Origin of the sequence: Streptosporangium pseudovulgare, assembly GCF_014648055.1 — a bacterium.
In the GTDB taxonomy this organism is placed as follows: domain Bacteria; phylum Actinomycetota; class Actinomycetes; order Streptosporangiales; family Streptosporangiaceae; genus Streptosporangium; species Streptosporangium pseudovulgare.
Genome location: NZ_BMQJ01000004.1, coordinates 350,453 through 371,545, shown reverse-complemented (window position 1 = coordinate 371,545; position 21,093 = coordinate 350,453). Strand labels below are relative to the sequence as shown.

The 21,093-nt window shown below is 74.1% G+C and carries 17 protein-coding genes; 9 read left to right on the top strand and 8 right to left on the bottom strand.

Going from position 1 to position 21,093, the window contains the following annotated elements:
- Positions 1-73: 73 nt before the first annotated feature.
- From IEZ10_RS11480 to mfd, 7 genes are all read right to left on the bottom strand, one after another.
- Positions 74-1,045 (bottom strand): Ppx/GppA phosphatase family protein, encoded by a 972-nt coding sequence (locus IEZ10_RS11480; protein ID WP_189246460.1) that lies wholly within the window; start codon positions 1,043-1,045, stop codon positions 74-76.
- Positions 1,042-1,626, bottom strand: coding sequence for a DUF501 domain-containing protein (locus tag IEZ10_RS11475; protein WP_229811163.1), 585 nt, complete (start codon positions 1,624-1,626; stop codon positions 1,042-1,044). Before IEZ10_RS11475 ends, IEZ10_RS11480 begins: the two co-directional genes overlap by 4 nt.
- Positions 1,627-1,667: 41 nt before the next feature.
- Positions 1,668-2,090: an FtsB family cell division protein gene (locus IEZ10_RS11470; RefSeq protein WP_229811162.1), complete on the bottom strand. Its 423-nt coding sequence runs from the start codon at positions 2,088-2,090 to the stop codon at positions 1,668-1,670.
- 121 nt (positions 2,091-2,211) lie between these two features.
- Positions 2,212-3,489 carry a phosphopyruvate hydratase gene (gene eno, locus IEZ10_RS11465; protein WP_189246458.1) on the bottom strand — a complete coding sequence of 426 codons (1,278 nt, stop codon included), beginning with the start codon at positions 3,487-3,489 and terminating at the stop codon, positions 2,212-2,214.
- 77 nt (positions 3,490-3,566) lie between these two features.
- Entirely contained in the window at positions 3,567-4,544 is a 978-nt protein-coding gene (locus IEZ10_RS11460) for a nucleoside triphosphate pyrophosphohydrolase (RefSeq protein WP_189246457.1), read from the bottom strand.
- Between the two features lie 96 nt (positions 4,545-4,640).
- On the bottom strand, positions 4,641-5,261 hold the full coding sequence (locus IEZ10_RS11455) for a SurA N-terminal domain-containing protein (protein ID WP_189246456.1): 621 nt from the start codon (positions 5,259-5,261) through the stop codon (positions 4,641-4,643).
- Between the two features lie 126 nt (positions 5,262-5,387).
- On the bottom strand, positions 5,388-8,957 hold the full coding sequence (mfd, locus tag IEZ10_RS11450) for a transcription-repair coupling factor (protein WP_189246455.1): 3,570 nt from the start codon (positions 8,955-8,957) through the stop codon (positions 5,388-5,390).
- 152 nt (positions 8,958-9,109) lie between these two features.
- Between mfd and IEZ10_RS11445 the strand changes: the two genes are divergently transcribed.
- The 3 genes from IEZ10_RS11445 (at position 9,110) to IEZ10_RS11435 (ending at position 12,179) form a co-directional block, all read left to right on the top strand.
- Positions 9,110-9,838 carry a class I SAM-dependent methyltransferase gene (locus tag IEZ10_RS11445; protein WP_189246454.1) on the top strand — a complete coding sequence of 243 codons (729 nt, stop codon included), beginning with the start codon at positions 9,110-9,112 and terminating at the stop codon, positions 9,836-9,838.
- Between the two features lie 115 nt (positions 9,839-9,953).
- Positions 9,954-11,195 carry an adenylyl-sulfate kinase gene (cysC, locus tag IEZ10_RS11440; RefSeq protein ID WP_189246453.1) on the top strand — a complete coding sequence of 414 codons (1,242 nt, stop codon included), beginning with the start codon at positions 9,954-9,956 and terminating at the stop codon, positions 11,193-11,195.
- Between the two features lie 30 nt (positions 11,196-11,225).
- Positions 11,226-12,179 (top strand): sulfite exporter TauE/SafE family protein, encoded by a 954-nt coding sequence (locus tag IEZ10_RS11435; protein WP_189246452.1) that lies wholly within the window; start codon positions 11,226-11,228, stop codon positions 12,177-12,179.
- Here IEZ10_RS11435 and IEZ10_RS38890 read toward each other — a convergent pair.
- A complete protein-coding gene (locus IEZ10_RS38890; protein ID WP_229811181.1) occupies positions 12,063-13,055 on the bottom strand; it encodes a glycoside hydrolase family 26 protein in 993 nt (330 codons plus the stop codon). The genes IEZ10_RS11435 and IEZ10_RS38890 overlap by 117 nt on opposite strands.
- Positions 13,056-13,995: 940 nt before the next feature.
- Here IEZ10_RS38890 and IEZ10_RS40270 point away from each other — a divergent pair.
- The 6 genes from IEZ10_RS40270 (at position 13,996) to IEZ10_RS11400 (ending at position 21,014) form a co-directional block, all read left to right on the top strand.
- Positions 13,996-14,871, top strand: coding sequence for a Wzz/FepE/Etk N-terminal domain-containing protein (locus IEZ10_RS40270; protein WP_189246451.1), 876 nt, complete (start codon positions 13,996-13,998; stop codon positions 14,869-14,871).
- Positions 14,868-16,382: a hypothetical protein gene (locus IEZ10_RS11420; protein ID WP_229811161.1), complete on the top strand. Its 1,515-nt coding sequence runs from the start codon at positions 14,868-14,870 to the stop codon at positions 16,380-16,382. Before IEZ10_RS40270 ends, IEZ10_RS11420 begins: the two co-directional genes overlap by 4 nt.
- On the top strand, positions 16,379-17,380 hold the full coding sequence (locus IEZ10_RS11415; RefSeq protein WP_189246450.1) for a hypothetical protein: 1,002 nt from the start codon (positions 16,379-16,381) through the stop codon (positions 17,378-17,380). The genes IEZ10_RS11420 and IEZ10_RS11415 overlap by 4 nt, the downstream gene beginning before the upstream one ends.
- 82 nt (positions 17,381-17,462) lie before the next feature.
- Complete coding sequence (locus IEZ10_RS11410) at positions 17,463-18,320, top strand: sulfotransferase family protein (RefSeq protein ID WP_189246449.1); 858 nt, start codon at positions 17,463-17,465, stop codon at positions 18,318-18,320.
- A 97-nt stretch (positions 18,321-18,417) separates the two neighbouring features.
- Positions 18,418-20,112: a lipopolysaccharide biosynthesis protein gene (locus IEZ10_RS11405; RefSeq protein ID WP_229811159.1), complete on the top strand. Its 1,695-nt coding sequence runs from the start codon at positions 18,418-18,420 to the stop codon at positions 20,110-20,112.
- Positions 20,109-21,014 carry a sulfotransferase gene (locus IEZ10_RS11400; RefSeq protein ID WP_189246448.1) on the top strand — a complete coding sequence of 302 codons (906 nt, stop codon included), beginning with the start codon at positions 20,109-20,111 and terminating at the stop codon, positions 21,012-21,014. The genes IEZ10_RS11405 and IEZ10_RS11400 overlap by 4 nt, the downstream gene beginning before the upstream one ends.
- Positions 21,015-21,093: the final 79 nt, after the last annotated feature.

The window sequence follows — 21,093 nt, the reverse complement described above, 5'->3', positions numbered from 1 at the left end:
TTTACCTAACCATAAACGAAAGTACCCCTCAATACTCCACTAATAGGAGAATTGTCCAGAGTCTGTAGTGGTTTCACATGCTTTTGTCAGGTTTGGCGATAGACCAGGCGATTCCATCCAGAATGTCGTGTTCGCTCACCACGACCTCCTCGAACCCGTACCGCTCCATGACGCGGTCGAGGATGAGCGCCCCCGCGACGATGACGTCGACCCGGCCGGGGTGCATGACGGGGACCGCCGCCCGCTCGTCATGCGTCATCTCCAGCAGGCGCGCGGAGATCTGGTGCACCCGCGTCGCCGCAATTCGCGAATGATGAATTTTCCGCGGGTCGTATTCCGGAAGGTCGAGCGCCATTCCCGCGACCGTCGTCACCGATCCGGCGAGCCCCACCAGCGTGAGCGCCCGCTCCACCGGGACCTCGCCGGAGACCCGGTCGAGCGCGTCGTCGACGTCGGCCACCAGCGCCTCGACCACCTCGGCGGGCGGCGGGCTCCCCGCGCCGCGCAGGTGCCGCTCGGTCAGCCGCACGCAGCCGATGTCCACCGACAGCGCGGCCTCCACGTGCGTCGAGCCGACCACGAACTCGGTGGAGCCGCCGCCGATGTCCACCACCAGGTACGGCGGGCGGGTGCCCTCCGGGCTCGGCAGGCCGGTCTCGGGCGAGAGCCGTACGAGGTCGTGGGTGGCGCCGGTGAAGGACAGCTCCGCCTCCTCGGCCCCCGTGACCACCTCGGGCTCCACCCCGAAGACGTCGCGCACGCCGTCCACGAAGTCCTGCCGGTTGGCGGCGTCCCTCGTCGCGCTGGTGGCCACCACGCGGACCGCCGAGACCCCGTGCCGCTCGATGAGCCCGGCGTAGCCGCGCATCGCGGCGAACGTGCGCTCCAGGGCCTCGGGGGCGAGCCTGCCGGTCTGGTCCACGCCCTGCCCGAGCCGGACGATCTCCATCCGCCGGTCCACGTCGGTCAGGGTGTCGTGGGCGACGTCCGCGATCAGCAGGCGGACGGAGTTGGTGCCACAGTCGATCGCGGCGACGCGGGTCACGGGGTCTCCTGTTCGGTGGTCGTGGCGGGGCCCGCCTGCGGCTCGCGCGGGCCCGGCTCCGCACCGGACCCGGGGGCGGGGTCGGGGGCGGGGCAGCACGGCCCGTCGGCCCACCACTCGCCGAGCGCGTCGAGCGCCTCGCGGCCGAAGGGGTTGCTCCCCGGCACCGCCAGCTCGTGCGCGACCAGGGCGTGCAGGCACTTGACCCGGGCGGGCATGCCCCCGCTGCTCTGCATGTCACGGGGCAGCGGCGCGAGGCCCTCCTCGGCGGCGGCCTTGTCGCGGCGGGCGACGTAGTCGTCGTGGGCCGCCCGGTAGGCGCGGGCGAGCTCGGGGTCGTCGGCGAGCCTGGCCTGCATCTCGCGCATCACGCCGGAGGTCTCCAGCCGGCCGACGGCCGAGGCCGCCTTCGGGCAGGTGAGGTAGAACAGCGTCGGGAACGGCGTGCCGTCGGGCAGCCGGGGGGCCGTCTCCACCACGTCGGGCAGCCCGCACGGGCAGCGGTGCGCCACCGCCCGCAGGCCGCGCGGCGCCCGGCCGAGCTGCCGCTCCACCGCCGCCACATCGCGATCGTCCACCATCGTGACACCCCCTGAGAAAGACGACACCAAGGGTATCGGGGTCATCCCCCGGCCCCGGCCGCCTTCCGGCCCCGGCCGGTGTCGGCGGCCTCGACCGACTGCCACAGGGTCTCGTACCAGGGCGCCTTCACGGCCTTCTTCGGCCCCGCCGCGCTCTTGCGCCGCTCCGCCGCGCGGTCGTCGCCCATCACGACGTAGCACTTCTGCCCGGGGTCGCAGTAGAAGAGCCGCTCCCTGGCCGTCTTCTTGATGTAGCCGGGGTCCAGGAGCTGCCTGCGGCGGTCGTCCAGGGCCTTGATCGCGGACTGCTCCCTGGCCTGCGCCTGCTCCAGCTGGGCGATCTGGCGGCGCTGCGCGACGTACTCCCGGATCGGGTAGGCGAGGCTCATCGCGATCGCGCACACCACGACCGCCAGCACTGCGGCCCGCCCGGTCAGCTGCGGCCGTCTCGCCAACGCATCCACCCGCCTCTCGTCACCCCGGGTCCGGGGGCCCGTACGGCCGGCCCGCGCGGACCCGCGGGGCCGGCCTCCCTCGCGTACGGCCCGTGCCCCGGCAAACCGGGCGCAAGCCGTACAGGCGAACCTACCCCTGGAACCTCGGGAAAGCGGCGCGACCCGCGTAGCGGGCGGCGTCGTCGAGCAGTTCCTCGATGCGCAGGAGCTGGTTGTACTTGGCCACGCGGTCGGAGCGGGCCGGGGCGCCGGTCTTGATCTGGCCGCAGTTGACGGCCACGGCGAGGTCGGCGATCGTCGTGTCCTCGGTCTCGCCGGAGCGGTGGCTCATCATGCAGCGGTAGCCGCTGCGGTGGGCCAGGTCCACCGCGTCGAGGGTCTCGGTCAGGGTGCCGATCTGGTTGACCTTGACCAGCAGCGCGTTGGCGGCGCCCTCGGCGATGCCGCGGGCCAGGCGCTCGGGGTTGGTGACGAACAGGTCGTCGCCGACGAGCTGCACCCGGTCGCCGAGCCGCTCGGTGATGGCCTTCCAGCCCTCCCAGTCGCTCTCGTCCAGCGGGTCCTCGATGGAGACCAGCGGGTAGGAGCCGACCAGGTCCTCGTAGAAGTCGATCAGCTCGGCGGCCGAGCAGCCCTTGCCGTCGATGGTGTAGACGCCGTTGTCGTGGAACTCCGAGGCGGCCACGTCGAGGGCCAGCGCGACGTCCTCGCCGGGCGTGTAACCGGCCTTCCCGATGGCGACCATGATCAGGTCCAGCGCGTCGCGGTTGGACGGCAGGCTCGGCGCGAAGCCGCCCTCGTCGCCCAGGCCGGTGGCGTAGCCCTTCTCCTTCAGCACCGCCTTGAGGGCGTGGTAGACCTCGGTGCCCATCCGCACGGCCTCGCGGAACGTCTCCGCCCCGATCGGCGCGATCATGAACTCCTGGATGTCCACGTTCGTGTCGGCGTGCGCGCCACCGTTGAGGATGTTCATCATCGGCACGGGCAGCAGGTGCGCGTTGGGGCCGCCGAGGTAGCGGAACAGCGGCAGCTCGGCGCTGTCGGCGGCGGCCTTGGCCACGGCCAGGGAGACGCCCAGGATCGCGTTGGCGCCCAGACGGGACTTGTTCGGCGTGCCGTCCAGGTCGATCATGACCTGGTCGATGGTGCGCTGCTCGGCGGCGTCGAACCCGACGATCTCGTCGGCGATCTCGTCGGTCACGCCGAGGACGGCCTTCTCGACACCCTTGCCGCCGAAGCGCTCGTCGCCGTCGCGCAGCTCCACGGCCTCGAACTGGCCGGTGGACGCGCCGCTCGGCACCGCGGCCCGGCCCTGGCTGCCGTCGTCCAGCAGGATGTCGACCTCGACCGTCGGGTTGCCCCGGGAGTCAAGGATCTCGCGAGCGGTGACGCCCTCGATGGAAGCCACGAAGCACTCCTAAAGTCGCAGGACAGTTTGCCGCAGAAGCCTATCGAGGCCCGCCCCGCGACACGGTGACCGCCGTCCTACCCGTCGGTACGGCGGCCCTCGTCCCGCGTCTCCCAGGCGCGGACCCGATCGCGGTAGGCGCGGGCCGCGGCGCGCAGCTCGGCCTCCGGGTCGAGCCCGGCCGCCTGCGCCTGCCGTACCAACGCGAAGAGCCGGGCCCCGAGGTCGTCCCCGGCCGAGTCGCCGAGATCGGCGGGGGCTCCGGCGCGCTCGGCGCGCCGCAGGAGCTGGGCGGCGAGGGAGAGCGCGGGCTGGCCCATCGGGACGCCGTCCAGGACCGACCCCGCGTCACCGGCGTTCTTGGCCGCGCGCTCGGCGGCCTTGATGACCTCCCAGTTGTCGCTGACCTCCTCGGCGCCCTCGACCCTGACGTCGGCGAAGACGTGCGGGTGGCGCCGGACCAGCTTGGCGACGATCGCGTCGGCCACGTCGTCGATGTCGAAGCCGCCCTCGGCGTCCGGGCGGTCGCGGGCGACGCGGGCGTGGAAGACCACCTGGAGCAGCAGGTCGCCCAGTTCCTCGCGCAGGGCGGCGCGGTCGCCCTCCTCGATGGTCTCCAGCACCTCGTAGGCCTCTTCGAGGAGGTACGGCACCAGCGACTCGTGGGTCTGCTTCGCGTCCCACGGGCAGCCGGTCCGCAGCCGGTCCATCACCGACACCAGGTCCAGCAGCCGGGCCCCGGGCAGGTCGTAGGAGCCCGGGACGACCTCGATCAGCGGCGGCTCGTCGAGCGCCAGCGCGGCGTGGCCGACCGAGCGCATCAGCGCCTCGTCGGCCTCCAGCCACACGACGGTCTCTCCCCGCGCCCGCCGGACCAGGGCGGCGGGGTCGGCGGTCACGACCTCGACGGTGATCCCGGCCTCGGCGAGGTAGGGCAGGAGCGGGTGGCCGGCCGCCTGAGTGAGCACCGGGCCCTCCTCGAGGACCTGCCAGGCGCGCCGGCTGAGCAGCCCCGGCGCGACCCGGGGCGAGGTGGTGACGACGATCAGGGGCATGTCCCCGAGGTTACCCAGGGACCACCACATGCCCGGCGCCGCCTCCGGGCCCCGGGGCGGGGTCGCCCCGCCGCGCCGGAGCCCGGCGAGCCGGCGTCACTGGGTGAGCGCGGACTCCGACGCCTTGCCGAAGCGGTCCTCGGCGGTGAAGATCTGCGGCTGCTCCTGGCTCGGCTGCGCGTTGATCTTGCCGAACCGCGGGTTCCACTCGATCCGCACGGACTTCAGGTCGTCGACCACCTGCTGCTGGCCGCGCTGCAGGGCCTCCTGGTCGGCGCCGCCGCCGTACTTGGCCATGAGCTTGGTGATCATCAGGCTCGCCCGGGTGTAGGCGCGCGCCTGCGAGGGCGCCACGGCCTTCTGCAGGAGCTGCTGCTCGTACTGGGCGGCGCCGCCCTGGGAGTTGATCACCTGGTCGACCTCGCCCTCGGTGACCATGATGCCCTTGCTCTCGGCGACCTTGGTGTACTGCCTGGCGGTGGCGAGCTGGTAGAGCACCACCTGCGGGACGCTGCCGGGGAACTGCTGCTTCAGCGCGGACATGTCCGCCCTGGCCAGCGCGGCCTCGTACTCCTGGACGTTGCGGTCCAGCTCGCCGGAGCTGATCCGGTCGCCGCCGACGACGGCGGCGGCACCGGCCTGCGAGGGGGAGCAGGCCGTCAGAGCGACACCGGTGGCGGCGACCGCCAGGATGACGCGAACTCGAGTCGACTTCACATGCGATCCCTTCACGACAAACGCCGCTTACCTTACCGCCACGCCCGGCGGGAAGCCCTCCGGGAGCGGGGCTCCCGCCTCGCGGGAGGGTCCCCGGGAACGCGCCCGGGGCTCCTCCCCGGGGACCTACGCCTTCGGAGCGCCCTCCAGGAACATCGCCTGGACCAGGTCGCCGCACCACTTCAGCAGGTCCAGGTCGCGCAGCGGCTGCCCGCCGAGCGGCCGGGTCTTGGGTACGGGCACCAGCAGCGTGCCGGCCGCCTGCTTCAGCAGCGCCTTGGGGTAGAGACGCTGCAGCCGCACCTGCTGGGAGTCCTTCAGGTGCACCGGGGCGAACCTGATGTTCTGGCCCTGCAGGGTGACGTCGGTGAGGCCGGCCGTACGGGCGCGGATCCGGAAGCGGGCGACCTCCAGCAGGTTCTCCACCGGCTGGGGCGGCCTGCCGTACCGGTCGACGAGCTCGTCGCGCACCGCGGCGACCTGGGCGTCGGAGGCGACGGCGGCGATCCGCTTGTACGCCTCCAGGCGCAGCCGCTCGGAGGTGACGTAGTCGTGCGGGATGTGGGCGTCGATGGGCAGCTCGACCTTGACCTCCGGCCGCTCGGCCTCCTCGGCCGGCACGCCGGACACCTTGGCCTTCTGCTCCTGGACGGCCTCGGCCATCATCCGGACGTAGAGGTCGAAGCCGACGCCGGCGATGAAGCCGGACTGCTCGGCGCCGAGGATGTTGCCCGCGCCGCGCAGCTCCAGGTCCTTCATCGCCACGTACATGCCCGCGCCCATCTCGGTGTGCTGGGAGATGGTGGCCAGCCGCTCGTGGGCGGTCTCGGTGAGCGGCTTCTCCGGCGGGTACAGGAAGTAGGCGTAGCCGCGCTCGCGGCCCCGGCCGACCCGGCCGCGCAGCTGGTGCAGCTGGGACAGGCCGTAGTTGTCGGCCCGGTCCACGATCAGCGTGTTGGCGTTGGGCACGTCCAGCCCGGACTCGACGATCGTGGTGGAGACGAGCACGTCGAACTCGCGCTCCCAGAAGCCCACCATGATCTTCTCAAGCTGGTGCTCCTGCATCTGGCCGTGCGCGACGGCGACCCTGGCCTCGGGCACCAGCTCGCGCAGCCTCGCGGCGACCTTGCCGATGCTGGAGACGCGGTTGTGCACGAAGAAGACCTGGCCGTCGCGCATCAGCTCGCGCCGGATCGCGGCGCCGATCTGCCGCTCGTCGTAGGGGCCGACGAAGGTCAGGATGGGGTGGCGCTCCTCCGGCGGCGTGAGGATCGTCGACATCTCGCGGATGCCGGTCAGGCCCATCTCCAGGGTGCGCGGGATCGGCGTGGCGGACATGGCGAGCACGTCGACCTGGGTCCGCAGGTGCTTCATGGCCTCCTTGTGCTCGACGCCGAACCGCTGCTCCTCGTCGATGATGATCAGTCCGAGGTCCTTGAACCTGACCTCGGGGGAGAACAGCCGGTGGGTACCGATCACCACGTCCACCGTGCCGTCGCGCAGACCCTCGACGGTCGCGGAGATCTCGGCGTCGGTCTGGAAGCGCGACATCGGCCGCACGTTCAGCGGGAAGCCGGAGAAGCGCTCGGCGAAGGTGGACAGGTGCTGCTGGACCAGCAGCGTGGTGGGCACCAGCACCGCCACCTGCTTGCCGTCCTGCACGGCCTTGAACGCCGCGCGCACCGCGATCTCGGTCTTGCCGTAGCCGACGTCGCCGCAGATCAGCCGGTCCATCGGGACGCCGCGCTCCATGTCGCGCTTGACCTCCTCGATGGCTTCGAGCTGGTCGCCGGTCTCGGCGTAGGGGAAGGCGTCCTCCATCTCGCGCTGCCAGGGCGTGTCGGAGCCGAACGCGTGGCCGGGCGAGGCCATCCGGGCGGAGTAGAGGCGGATCAGCTCCCCGGCGATCTCCCGGACCGCCTTCTTCGCCTTGGTCTTGGCCTTGGCCCAGTCGGCGCCGCCCATCCGGTTCAGGGTGGGCGACTCGCCGCCGACGTAGCGGGTGACCTCGTCGAGCTGGTCGGTGGGGACGTAAAGACGGTCGCCCTTGGCGTACTCGATGACGAGGTACTCGCGGGTGGCGCCCTGCACGGTCCGCTGCACCATCTCCACGTAGCGGCCCACGCCGTGCTGCTCGTGCACGACGTGGTCACCGACCTTGAGCTGCAGCGGGTCGACCATGTTGCGGCGCTTGGACGGCAGGCGCCGCATGTCCTTGGTGGACGCCTTCTGGCCGACCAGGTCCAGGTGGGTCAGCACGGCCAGGAAGGAGTTGACGAAGCCGTGCTCGACCAGGCCGGTGCTGACGTGCACGACCCCCGGCTCCGGCCGGCGGCCGAGGTCGCGCTCCAGGCGGGCGGGCATGTCCGCGCCGCGCAGCAGCTCGGCCATCCGCTCGGCGGGGCCGTACCCCTCGCTGAGCAGCACGACGACCTTGTCCTGGTCCAGCCAGCCCTTGATGTCGCTCAGCGCCCGCTGGGTGTCGCCGCGGTAGGACTCGGCCTCGTGCGCCGGCAGGACCACCGCCCCGCCGTCCGGGACCACCCCGGAGGGCTCCCCGGGCCCGCCGTCCGCGCCGGCGCCGAACGGCGCGATCGACCACCACGGCTGGCCGAGCTCCCCGGCCCGCTCGCGGACGTCCTCCAGGCTGCGGAACGCCGCCGCCCCCAGGTCGATCGGCGCCTCGCCGCCGGACGCGGCGTTGATCCAGGACGCCTCCAGGAACTCCTGGCTGGTGCGCACCAGGTCGTCGGCGCGGCCGCGGATGCGCTCGGGGTCGCAGACGAACACCGCCGACCGGGCCGGCAGGTGGTCCAGCAGCAGGTCCATCTCCCCGGCCAGGACCGGCGCGAACGCCTCCATGCCCTCCATGGCGACGCCGTCGGCGAGCTGGTCGAGGATCTCCGCGAGCGCGGGGTGGCGCTCGGCCAGCTCGCGGGCGCGGGCGCGGACGTCGTCGGTCAGCAGCAGCTCGCGGCAGGGCGCGGCGAACAGGCCCTCCTCCGCCGCCTCCAGCGACCGCTGGTCGGCGACCTTGAACCAGCGGATCTCCTCCACCGAGTCGCCCCAGAACTCCAGCCGCAGCGGGTGCTCCTCGGTCGGCGGGAAGACGTCCAGCAGGCCGCCCCGGACGGCCACCTCGCCGCGCTTCTCGACCATGTCGACGCGGTTGTAGCCGTTCTCCACGAGCCGCGCGACGACCTGGTCGAGGTCGGCGTCGTCGCCGGCGCGCAGCCGTACCGGCGAGAGGTCGCCCAGGCCGCGCACGATCGGCTGGAGCACCGCGCGCACCGGCGCGACGATCACCCGCAGCGGGCCCGCGGCGGGGTCGCCCTCGACCGGGTGCGTCAGCCTGCGCAGTACGGCCAGCCGCTGGCCCACCGTGTCGCTGCGCGGCGACAGCCGCTCGTGCGGCAGCGTCTCCCAGGCCGGGAAGACCGCGACCGTGGCGGGGTCGAGGAGGCTTCCGACGGCGGCGGCGAGGTCCTCGGCCTCGCGGCCGGTGGCGGTCACCGCGAGCACGGTGCGCCCGCCCCCCTCGGCGCCGTCGCGGGCCAGCGCGGCCACCGCGAACGGCCGCAGCGCCGGTGGAGCGACCAGCGGCACGTCGGAGAGGTCTCCCGCGCGCACGCTCTCCAGCGGAGAGGCCAGCTTCGGCTCGGAGACGACAAGGTCCAGCAGTCCGGAAAGGCTCATCAGTTTTCGCCCACAGCCCCACGACGGAAAACACGACTGCCCCCGGCCGGCGGGCGCGGGGGTGACCTCCCAAGGCTACTTGCACACGCCGGTCCCCCGTCGAGAGTGGTAAATGCACGGCGAATCGCCATGTGTTGACTACTCTCGGTGACATGTCTGAGGTACGGTCGGTCGTCGGTCACGACGACATGTTCGGTCGGCGCATCCGCGAGCAGTGGGCGGGGCTGTCGGGACGGCGGCTCGACGTCCTGGTGGCCGGGTGCGGCCGGCCCGATCCGTTGGATCTGGAGGGGGTGGAGGCGCGCGTCACCGGGATCGACGAGGATCTGCCGGTGCTGCGCGAGAGCACCTCCGCCCGCAAGGATCTCGACTCCTGGACGCTCGGCGACCTGCGGACGGTGCCGGTGCCGCCGCGGGCGTTCGACGTCGTGTACGTGCCCTTCCTGCTGGAACGGCTGGACCATCCCGAGCTGGTGCTCGACCGGCTGCTGACCGGCCTGCGGCCGGGCGGGCTGATGCTGGTGCGGATGCGCGACCGGGCCTCGGCCTACGGCACGTGCGACCGGCTGCTGCCCGCGCCGCTGCGGCGGCTGCTGTGGCGAAGGTTCGCCCCGAAGGACGCCGTGGGGCCGCTGCCGGCCCGCTACCGGCCGGTCACCTCCCGCCAGGGGATGCACTCCTTCTGCCTGACGCGCGGGCTGATGGTCACCGACGACGCCTCGTGCCGGAGCGGCCCGGCACTGAAGGGGCGGCTGGCGGGCCTGGTGGCCTTCGCCTGCTCGGCGGTGGAGAAGCTCTCAAGGGGCGCGCTGCCGGCCTCGCACGATGAGATCATCATGGTCATCCGCAACCCGCACAGCCACTTCGCCCGGGTGATCTGACCGGCCACGGGCTGGTGCGAGCGTTCCGGTTGCGAGTAAGCTGACGAAATCCGACTAAGTCGATCGGAATTGTCGGTCGAAATTAGGGAGCGATGGGCGTGGGGACGGCGGGGAGATGACGGCGGAGACGACGGCGGCGCACGAGCACACCCCCGACGCCCACGAGCTGGCCGACCTGGAGCTGCTGCTCTCGGGCGCGTTCCACCCGCTCACCGGCTTCATGGGACCGGCCGACGCGCACGCGGTGGCCGGGCACGGCACGCTGGCCGACGGCACGCCGTGGCCGGCGCCCGTCACCCTCGCCCTTCCCGAGGACCACCCGGCCGCCCCCGGCGACCGCGTCACGCTTCGCGACCCCGAGGGCGCCGCGCTGGCCGTGCTGACCGTCACCGAACGGCGCGACGGCCTGGCCGCCGGGCCGGTGGAGGCGCTGGGCGCGGCCGAGCACGGGCCGTTCGCCCGGCTGCGCCGTACGCCGGAGGAGGTCCGCAAGGAGCTGGCCGGACGGCCGGCGCTGGCGGTCACCATGCGCGGCCCGCTCGACGACCTGGAGGAGATCCGGGCCGTCGCCCGGGAGCTGGACGCGGTCGTCCTGCTGCTGCCCCTGGTGTTCGGCGAGGGCGGGCCCGCGGTGGTCCGCGCCGCGTTGCGCGCCCGCGACCTGCTGCCGGAGGGCACGCTCGTGGCCGCGGTGCCGCTCGCGCCCCGCGAGGAGACGGCCGTCGACCTGGAGCTGCGCGAACGGGTGGCCGAGGCGTACGGCGCCGCCGAGCACCTGGCCGGCCCCGAGCCGGTGACCATCCCCGGCCCGCCGCACCGCCGCGGGCTGGTGGTCTTCTTCACCGGCCTGTCCGGGTCGGGCAAGTCCACCGTCGCCCGGGGGCTGCGCGACGCGCTGCTGGAGCGCGGCAGCCGTACGGTGACCTACCTCGACGGCGACGTGGTGCGCCGCCTGCTGTCGGCGGGGCTGAGCTTCTCCCGCCAGGACCGCGACCTCAACATCCGCCGGATCGGGTTCGTCGCCGCCGAGGTCGCCCGGCACGGCGGGCTGGCGATCTGCGCCCCCATCGCGCCGTACGCCGCGACCCGCGCCGAGGTCCGCGCCATGGTCGAGGCCGTCGGCGGCGACTTCCTGCTCGTCCACGTGGCCACGCCCCTGGAGGAGTGCGAACGGCGCGACCGCAAGGGGCTGTACGCCAAGGCGCGCGCCGGGCTGATCCCCGAGTTCACCGGCGTCTCCGACCCCTACGAGGAGCCCGACGACGCCGACCTGGTCATCGACACCACCGGCGTCTCCGTCGAGGATGCCGTCGGCCGGGTGCTCGATCCGCTGGTCCGTGGAGGGTGGGTCCGCTGAGACCCCCGAGCGAGGAGTGGTGAGCGACTCATGGACATCGACCTCCCTTTGGCCCTCGGGTCCTTCCTCGTCGCGATCATCGTCGGGCTGACCGGCATGGGCGGCGGCGCGCTCATGACGCCGATGATGATGCTGTTCTTCAACGTGCCGCCGCTGGCCGCCGTCTCCAGCGACCTCGTCGCCTCGGCCGTGATGAAGCCGGTGGGCGGGCTCGTCCACCTGCGGCGCGGCACGGTCAGCCTCCGGCTCGTCGGCTGGCTGTGCGCGGGGTCGGTGCCGGGCGCCTTCTGCGGGGTGCTGGTGGCCCGCGCGTTCGGGGACGGCGAGGCGATCCAGCAGACGATCAAGTACGCCCTGGGCGTCGCGCTGCTGCTGGCCGTCGCGGGCCTGGTCGCCAAGGCGTGGCTGGCGCGGCGCGAAGGGCCCGTCTCGGCGGACCTGGGGTCCATTGTCGTGCGCCCAATCCCGACCTTACTGGTCGGTACGATTGGTGGAATCGTGGTCGGCATCTCCTCCGTGGGATCCGGCTCGCTGATCATCGTGGCGCTGCTCGCCCTCTACCCGGCGCTGAAGTCCAACCAGCTCGTCGGCACCGACCTCGTCCAGGCCGTGCCGCTGGTCGCCTCGGCCGCCGTGGGCCACCTGCTGTTCGGCGACTTCCAGCTCGACCTCACCACCTCGCTGCTGGCCGGCTCGATCCCCGGTGTCTACGTCGGCGCGCGGATCTCCTCCCGGGCCCCCGGCGGGGTGATCCGGGCGATCCTCGCGGTGGTGCTGCTGGCCTCGGCGCTGAAGCTCCTCGGCGTGGGCAACGCCGCCCTGCTGTGGATCCTCGCCGCGGCGGTGGCCGCCGGAGCCGCGGGCTGGTCACTCCTGCGGCACCGGGGTGGCTCCGAGGTAGGGGTCGCGGACGAGGTCGGCGAAGGCGCGGGCCGCGTCGGCGGTGGCGTCGAAACGGGTGTCGCCGCGCGGCGCGCGCGGTGAGTCGAAGTACACCAGCGCCTTGATCTGCGGATAGAGCCGCATCTCCCGGCGGACCGCGGCGAAGAACGCCGCCTTGGCGCCGGGCCTGCCGGGGCGCTCGAACACGCCCCACTCGGCGAGCATGATCGGCTTGTCCGGGAAGCGCCACCGCATCCAGCGGTGGAACCCGGGCCAGCCGGCGGCGTCCGGGCGCGTCCGGTCCACCAGCCCGGCGAAGCCGCCCGTCCGGGTGGAGGGATCCGCCCGGGATAAGGGGTCCGCCCGGGTTGAGGGGTCCGTCCGTGTGTTCGTCCGGCCCTCGGCGGGGTGATCCGCACCTGCGGAGGGGTCCATCCCGGCAGAGGGGTCCATCCCGGCAGAGGGGCCGGCCCCGGCGGATGAGCCCGTCCGGCCCTCGGCGGAGGGGTCCAGGTAGGGGTCCAGGGCGACCCAGTCGACCACGTCGTCGCCGGGGTAGAGCCGCGCGAACCACGGCGCGACGGCCCAGTTGGGCGCGCCCATGTAGGTCATGACGGTGACCGCGTTGCGCACCCCCCGCTCGCGCAGGCGCGTCACCACGTGCCGGAACATCGCCGCGTAGTCGGCGGCGGTCATCCCCGAGCCGGGCTCCTCGCGCACGTCGTTCTCCGGTTCGTGGTGGACGGTCAGGAAGAACCTCCCGGGGAAGGTCCGCCTGATGTGCCTGGCCAGCCGGTCGATCCGCCGGTCCAGCGCGCCCCGGGCGATCTCCGCCCAGGTGCGGTCGAAGGACGGCTTCCAGTTGACCAGCAGCAGCCGGGGACCGCCGGGACCGGCGGCGATCGAGCGTTCCTCGGCGGTGGGGAACAGCTCCGCGCCCCGGTGGTAGACGTGCACGATGCCGGCCCGGCGGCCCATGCGGGCCTCGGCCCGCTCCAGCGCCCGCGCCGGGGACCTCCCGGTGAAGACCTCCGGCGCGATGCCCCACCACGCCCCGCAGGTGGGGACGAGGACGTCGGTGACCGCGCAGGGCGCCGCCGGCGAGGGCGGCCCCGGTGGGCCGTCGGACCGGGCGGCCCCCGGCTCCGGCGCGCCGGTCCCCGACGGCCACGTTTCCGGCGGCCACGCGTCAGGTGGCGCCGTTCCGGAGGCTCCAGGCGTTCCCGGGGTTCCGGGCGTTCCCGGGGTTCCGGGCGCTCCGGGTACTCCCGGGACCTTCGCCGGGGGGCGCGGCGGGAGTCCCGGCCCGGCCGGCGCGGGGCCGCAGGCGCCGAGGGCCACAAGCGGCACGAGGATCAAGGCTCCGGAAACGGCCAATCCCGCTTTTCTCCGCAAAACGCTCGGACAGTCCAGTATTCCCGGCAAAGCAGCCTCCATATTCTTTTCCCACGGCCCTCGCGGACCTTTTCGCCGGGTTCCACGCCGGCCGTACCGCCGCCTTCATGGCCCTTTCCCCCGGGTTCCACTCCGGGTCGCGTCACCACCGGCGGCGAACCGCGTCGCCACCGGCCACCGACCGGGCCGCCGCCGGGCACAGGCCGTACGGCCTGCGGAAACGACGGACCGGCGCGGGTGGCGACGCGCCGGAAACCGCGCGAGGGCGGCGAATAGGAAATATCCGATAAACGCTGACCATCGCGCCGCGACAGGCGAGAACAATCTAAAGAAAATCTTGTGTATCGGTCCGGGAAACCGAAAAGCCGACCTATAGTTCCTAGGGTTCTCCCAGCGCCGACCCGCCCGAGAGGGGCGCACATCGACGACCCCCTCCTGAGGGAAAGGGCCTCCAGGCGCGGCGACGCCCGTGAAGCCCGCGTCGACCGGGCCGTGTCGATCCCCGTGAAGGAGGTGCGTTCGATTGACGGCGTTTCATCCGGGCCCGTCCCCGGGCGCGCCCGCCCGCCGCCCCGGCGGAGACCTGGCGGACTACACGTCCCTGCTCCGCCGCAGGTGGCCGATCCTGCTGATCTTCATCACCGCCGGTATCGGCTGCGGCGGTCTCCTGCTCCGGGTGGTCCCGCCCTCCTACACCGCCTCCGCGCAGGTGCTCGTCTCCCCCACCGGCCTCCCCGAGCAGGTCAACCAGGTCACCAACCGCCAGCGTGAGCCGCTCAACCTCGACACCGAGGCCCAGATCGCCAAGTCCGCGGTCGTGGCGGCCCGGGTCCGCGCCCTGCTCGGCCGCTCCCCCGGGCCCGTCGAGGTCTCCGTCCCGCCCAACACCTCGGTCCTCGGCCTCTCCTACACCGCCGCCGATCCTCGCGCCGCCGCCGCCGGGGCCTCCGCCTACGCCAGGGCCTATCTCGCCAACCGCGGCGAGTCGGCCGAGCGGGCCCGTGACGCGCAGTTGCGGGCGCTCCTGGCCAAGCTGCGCCAGGTCAACACGAGCCTGGCGACGGGCGCGGAGGCGCTGCCCCGCCTGGCCAGAGGCACCGCCGAACGCACCCTGGCCGCCCACCGGCAGAACGTCCTGGGCCGCCAGTCCGCGAGCCTGACCCTCCGGTACGACGCGCTGCGGACCGTCGCCGTCACCCCCGGGTCGGTGATCAGCGACGCCGTGCCGCCGGTCAGGCCCAGCGCGCCCAGCCCCCCGCTGTACCTCGGCAGCGGCCTGATGACCGGCCTGCTCGCCGGGGCGGGCCTCGCCCGATGGCTGCCCGAGCGCCCGGCCACCCGGCCCCGCCCCGGCGCCCGGCGCCTGGCCGCGCCCGGCGAGGCGGCCGCCCGGTGGTGACCCTGCCGCACCGCGCGGCCTGGCCGATCGCCGCGCTGCTGGTCGGATACCCGCTGTGGTGGGCGCTGGGCCTCGGCGGACTGTCGGTGATCGCGCTCGCCCCGGCGATGGCGCTGGTCCTGTGGCGGCGACGGCCGATCAGGACGCCGCGCGGCTTCGGGCTCTGGCTGCTGCTGCTGGCCGGATACCTCGTCAGCGCGCTCATGCTCGGCGAGATGCCCCCGGGCACCTACGGCGAGTTCGGCCCCGGGCGGATCGCGGGATACCTCATGCGCCTGGCCCTCTACGCCTCGCTGACGATCATGGTCCTCTACCTCGGCAACCTGACCGAGCGGGAGCTCCCCCAGCTCACCCTGGTCCGCATGCTGGGCGCGCTGTTCGTCACGACCGTCGCGGGCGGTCTGCTGGGGGTGGTCGCCCCGCACGCCGACTTCACCTCGCCCGTCGAGCGGCTGCTGCCCGGTGCGGTCAGCGGCAATCCCTTCGTCCACAACCTGATCCATCCCACCGCGGCGCAGGTGCAGAAGGTGCTCGGCCACGCCTCACCGCGCCCGGAGGCGCCCTTCGAGTGGGCCAACGCCTGGGGCAGCAACGTCTCGGTGCTGCTCGTCTGGTTCGTGGTCGGCTGGTGGGTGTACGGCGGGCCGCGCCGGCGCCTGGCCGTGCCATCGCTGCTCGCGCTGGCCGCCGTGCCGATCGTCTACTCCCTCAACCGGGGCCTGTGGATCGGCCTGGGCGTCGGCGTGGCCTACCTGCTGCTGCGCCTGGGCGGCCGGACCCGCGCCGTGCTCTGCGCGGCCGTCGCCGCGGCGGCGCTGGCGCTCCTGCTCTCCCCGCTGCGGACGATGGTCGCCCAGCGCCTGGACAACCCGCACAGCAACGACATCCGCGCCTTCACCGTCTCGGCCACCGTCGCCGCCGCGCGCACCTCCCCGGTGATCGGCTACGGCAACACCCGCAACGCCACCGGCAACCACCGCACGATCACCACCGGGAAGACCGACTGGTGCGACACCTGCGGCCATCCCCCGCTGGGCAGCGACGGCCAGCTCTGGCACCTGATGATCACGCAGGGGTTCACCGGGGCCGCGCTGTACGTGGCCTTCTTCGCCGGAGCCGTCCGCCGCCACTGGCGCGACCGGAGCCCGATCGGGATGGCCGGGGTCCTGGTGATGATCCTCACCCTGCTCTACATGTTCGTCTACGACGGGCTGGTCACACCGCTCGGCCTGTACCTGGTCTCCTTCGCGCTCCTGTGGCGGAACCAGACCGGCACCCCGGTCCCGCGGCTCTCGCCCGGCTCCCCGGTTCCGAACGCCCCGTCCGGCTCCCCCGTTCCGAACACTCCGTCCGGCACTCGGGATCCGGACCCCTCACGCGGTGCTCCCGTCCCACGGCGCCGCTCCGGGTCGCTTCCCGGCCCTCCCGGCGCACCGTCCCCCGGCCGTTCCGGCGCATCGTCCCCCGGCCGTTCCGAGCCGGTCGTCCGCGGAGGAGGCGTGTTCGATTGACCAGCCCCCGGACCGAGCCCCGAGCGGGCCGCGCCGGCGACGCCCACGCCCGGCTGCGCTACCTCGACCGGACCGTCCGCCTGCTGTTCCCCGGCGCCGGCGAGGTCCGCCCCTACAGCCTGCTCCCGCACCCCCTGCTCCCCCGCAGACTCGCGCCGCGGCGGTGGTGGCACCCCGGCCGGAGGGTCATGATCCCCTCCGGGGAGGACAGCATCGAGACCTACCTCGGTGAGGCGCTGAGCGCGCCGGTCCGGGTCGTGCTGCACGTCCGCCCGGCCCGGCGGGCCAACCGCAAGCCGATCCTGGAGGCCCGCACCCCGGACGGCCCGGCCGCCTTCGTGAAGATCGGCGACACCGACCGCGCCCGCGCCCTCGTCGCGCACGAGGCCCGGACACTCGGTCTGCTGGCGGACGTGCCGCTGAAGACCGTCGTCCCCCCGGTCGTGCTGCACCACGGGACGTGGCGCGGCCTGTCCGTGCTCGCACTGTCCCCGCTGCCCGTACGGCGCGGCCCCGTGCCCGAGGACCTGCTCGTCGAGGCGGTCGGCGAGATCAGCCGCCTCGGCCGGATCCACCGGGACGGCCAGGACGGCGGACCGGACGGGTTCACCCGGCACGACGAGGCCGGCGGACCGGACGGGTTCGCCTGGCACGGCGACTTCTCGCCGTGGAACATCGCGCGCGGCCCGGACGGGCGGCTGCTGGTGTGGGACTGGGAGCGGTTCGCCACCGGGGTGCCGCTCGGCTTCGACGCCGTCCACCACTTCTTCCAGCGCGCGCTGCGCCGTACCGACCCCGCCACCGCGGCCCGCGCCTGCGTGGCCCGTGCGCTGCGCGTCCTGGCTCCGTTCGGGCTGACCGCGGCCGAGGCCAGGCTGACCGCCGCCCGCTACCTCATCGCCCTGGCCGACCGGCACGCCGCCGACGGGCACTCCCCCCTCGGCCCGCCCGGCCGGTGGCTCGGCCCCGCCGTCGACTTCGAGGAGACCCTCGTCTGAGGCGAGGAGGCCCTCGCCTCAGGCCACCCCCTTCCAGAGAAGGGGGATTCCGACCCGATCCCCACGCGCAGAGGAGTTCATAGTGATCCCCGGGGTGAAGCGCCCGGCCCATGCCGTGTCCCGTGCCGTGGGACGACTGACCGCCGGGCAGCGGCTCCTGCCGTCCTTCCTGATCATCGGGGCGCAGCGCTGTGGCACCACCTCGCTGTACCGGGCGCTGGCGCGGCATCCGCTGATCCTCAAACCGGTGCTCCACAAGGGCGTCCACTACTTCGACGTGGCCTATGAACGGGGTCTTCCGTGGTACCGCGCCCACTTCCCGCTCGGGGCCCGGACCGCGCGCCTGGCCCGCCGGTACGGCTGCCGCCCCCAGGCGTTCGAATCGTCCCCCTACTACCTGTTCCACCCGCTCGCCGGTCCCCGGATCGCCCGCGACCTGCCCGGGGTGAAGCTGATCGTGCTGGTCCGCGACCCCGTCGAGCGCGCCTTCTCCGCGCACGCCCACGAGCTGGCCCGGGGCTTCGAGACCGAGCCCGACTTCGCCCGCGCGGTGGAGCTGGAGGAGGAGCGGCTGGCCGGGGCCGAGGACGTCCTGCGCGCCGGCCCGCACTCGGTGAGCCACGCCCACCGCCACCACGCCTATCTCGCCCGGGGCCGTTACGCCGAGCAGCTCGCCCGCCTGGAGCCCCTGTTCGGCCGGGACCGGCTGCTCGTCCTGGACAGCGGGCGGTTCTTCGCCGATCCGGAGGTCGTCTACGACCGGGTGCTGGAGTTCCTCGGCCTGCCGCACCTCGGCGACCCGCGGTTCGAACGGCACAACGCCCGGCCGCGGCCCGCCCCGATGCCCGGGCCGCTCCGCCGCGAGCTGGCCGCTCGCTTCGAGGAGCCCGACGCCCGGCTCTCACCGTGGCTCGGCGCGGAGCCGTCATGGCGACGCTGACCCGGCCCGGTCCGCGCCGCACGATGACGCCGGCCCGGCCCGGTCCGCGCCGCACATCCACGTCCCACGCTCCCGGACCGGCCGCCGGGAGGCCGTCGTGGCCGCACTGACCTCCCCGCGCCCGCCGGGCCGCACCGCACCGGGCGGACCGGGCTCGATGCGCGGGACGGCGCGGGCCGGGCTGGCGGGCCTGGCCGGGGCCGGGGCAGGCGCCGCCGCGCAGTTCGCGACGGTCGTGCTGGTCACCCGGGGGACGGACCGGCAGACGGCGGGAGCGTTCTTCACCGCGACGGCGCTCTGCCTGACCACCGCCGGGATTCTGCGCCTGGACGCCGGAAACGGGCTGGTCCGCCTCATCGCCCGGTCACGCCCCCTGGGTTACGGCCCCGCCCGCGGCTACGTCCGCGCGGCGTTCGTCCCGGTCGCGGCGCTCTCGCTGGCCGTCGCCGTCGCCGTCGTCGCCGCCCGCTACCCTGCCGACCCCGCGTCGCGCGTGCTGGCCGCCGCGCTGCCGGCGGTGGTGTGCGCGGACGTCGCGGTGGCCGCGACCCGCGGGTTCGGCGCGATGCGGCCCACCGTCCTGCTCACCGGCCTGTTCCTGCCGTCGGCCCAGCTCGCCGGGGTGGCGCTGGTCCTCTGGGCCGCGCACACCGGCGGGGGCGGCCTCGCGCCGGCCGCCGTGAACGCCGTGGCCTCCATGAACGCCGTGGAGGCAGCGGAGGCAGTGAAGGCAGTGGACGCCGTCACGCTCACGGCGCTCGCGGCGGCCTGGGCCTGGCCGTACACGGTGGTCCTGGTGCCGGCCGCGCTCTGGCTGCGCCGGCGGCTGCCGCGCGGGCCGCGCCCGCCGGGCGCCGCGCTCGACCTGTGGCGCGACACCTGGCCCCGGTCGGCCGCAGCCGCGCTCCAGTCGGTCTTCCAGCGGCTGGACGTCCTGGTCGTCGCGGCGCTCGCCGGCCCGGCGGAGGCGGCCGTCTACACCGCGGCGACCCGGTTCAAGGTCGTGGGACAGCTCGCCGGGCAGGGGCTGGCCCAGGCGGTGCAGCCCGGGCTGGTGCGCGCGCTGGCCGAGGGAGACCTGCCGCGCGCCCGCGCGCTGTACCAGTCGGCCACGATGTGGCTGGTCGTGCCGACCTGGCCGATCTGGCTGGGCTACGCCTCGCTCGCGCCGTGGCTGCTCGGCGTGTTCGGTGACGGCTACGCCTCCGGCGTGCCGGTGGCGCTCGTGCTGGCCGGGACGATGATGGCCGCCACCGCCTGCGGCATGGCCGACGTGGCGCTGTCCGCGGCCGGGCACACCCGTTCCAGCCTGGCCAACCTGGTGGCGGCCGTCGCGACGACCGTGGCGCTGGACGTGCTGCTGGTCCCCTCCGCGGGCGTGCTCGGCGCCGCCCTCGGCTGGTCCGGGGGCACGCTGGTCAAGAACCTGCTCCCGCTGTGGCGGATCAACCGGCGCTACGGCCTGCGCCCCTTCGGCGCGCACAGCGTCGCCGCGCTGACGCCGTGGCGTCCGCCGCGCCGTACGGCCTCCCCGCCCGCGTCCGCCGACATGGACGACGCGGACCGTGGGGCGGACGGGGACCTGTTCCACGTCGCGGACCATGACGCGGACAGGGAACCGGGCCATGATCCGAGCAGGGCCACAGAGCGCGGTACCGGCGGGGAACCGGGCCATGATCCGAGCAGGGCCACAGAGCGCGGTACCGGCGGGGAACCGGGCCATGATCCGGGCGGGGACACGGAGCGCGGTACCGGCGGGGATCCGGGCCGCCGAGCCGGAGGCCGCCGATGACGCCCGTGCTGGTGACCGGGTTGCCGAGGAGCGGCACGAGCTGGACGGGCAAGATGCTCGCCGCCGGGGGCGAGCTGGTCTACGTCAACGAGCCCCTGAACCCCGGGCATCCGCCCGGCGGCTGCCCGGGGGTGCTCGACGCCCGCGTGACCCACCGCTTCCAGTACATCTGCCCGGACAACGAGGCGGTCTGGCTGCGCGCCTTCGCCGACACCGTCGCGCTGCGCTACCGCTTCCTGGCCGAGCTGCGCCGCAACCGCTCGCCGTACGACCTGGCACGGCTGGTCCGGTACGGCACGGCGTTCACGCTGGGCAGGCTGGCCGGACGGCGGGCGCTGCTGGACGACCCCTTCGCGCTGTTCTCGGCCGGCTGGTTCGCCGAGCGGCTGGGTTGCCGGGTGATCCTGCTGCTCCGCGACCCGGTGGGGCTGGTGGGGAGCTGGCGGCGGCTCGGCTGGGCGGTCAGCCCCCGGGAGCTGCTCGGGCAGCCGCTGCTGGTCCGCGACCACCCGTGCCTGGCGGAGCTGCGCCCACTGGCGGACTGCCCGGATCCGATGACCACGACCGTCGCCCTGTGGCGGGCCGCCCGGGACGTCGCCGCCGACCTCGCCGCGCGGCACCCCGGCATCCTGCTGGTGAGCTACGAGGAGCTGGCCGCCGACCCGGTGCGGGGTTTCCGCGGCCTGTACGACTGGGCGGGCCTGACCTGGTCCTCCCGCGCCGAACGCCGCATCTCCCGCGCCTGCACCGCGGCCGCCGGGCGGCCGGGCGGCGGCTTCGCCTGGAGCGGCCTGTCCCGCACCGCGTACCGCCCGATGGACTCCCGGCGGGCGGCGGCCTCGGCCGCGGCGCGGCTGAGCCGCGAGGAGGCCCACCGGATCAGGCGGCTGGCCGCTCCCTGATCCGTGCGGACGGCCGCCGTACGGCGGGCCGCGGCAGCCCGGAAGGAGGGCGGTCACCGTCATGGCCGGCGACGACCCC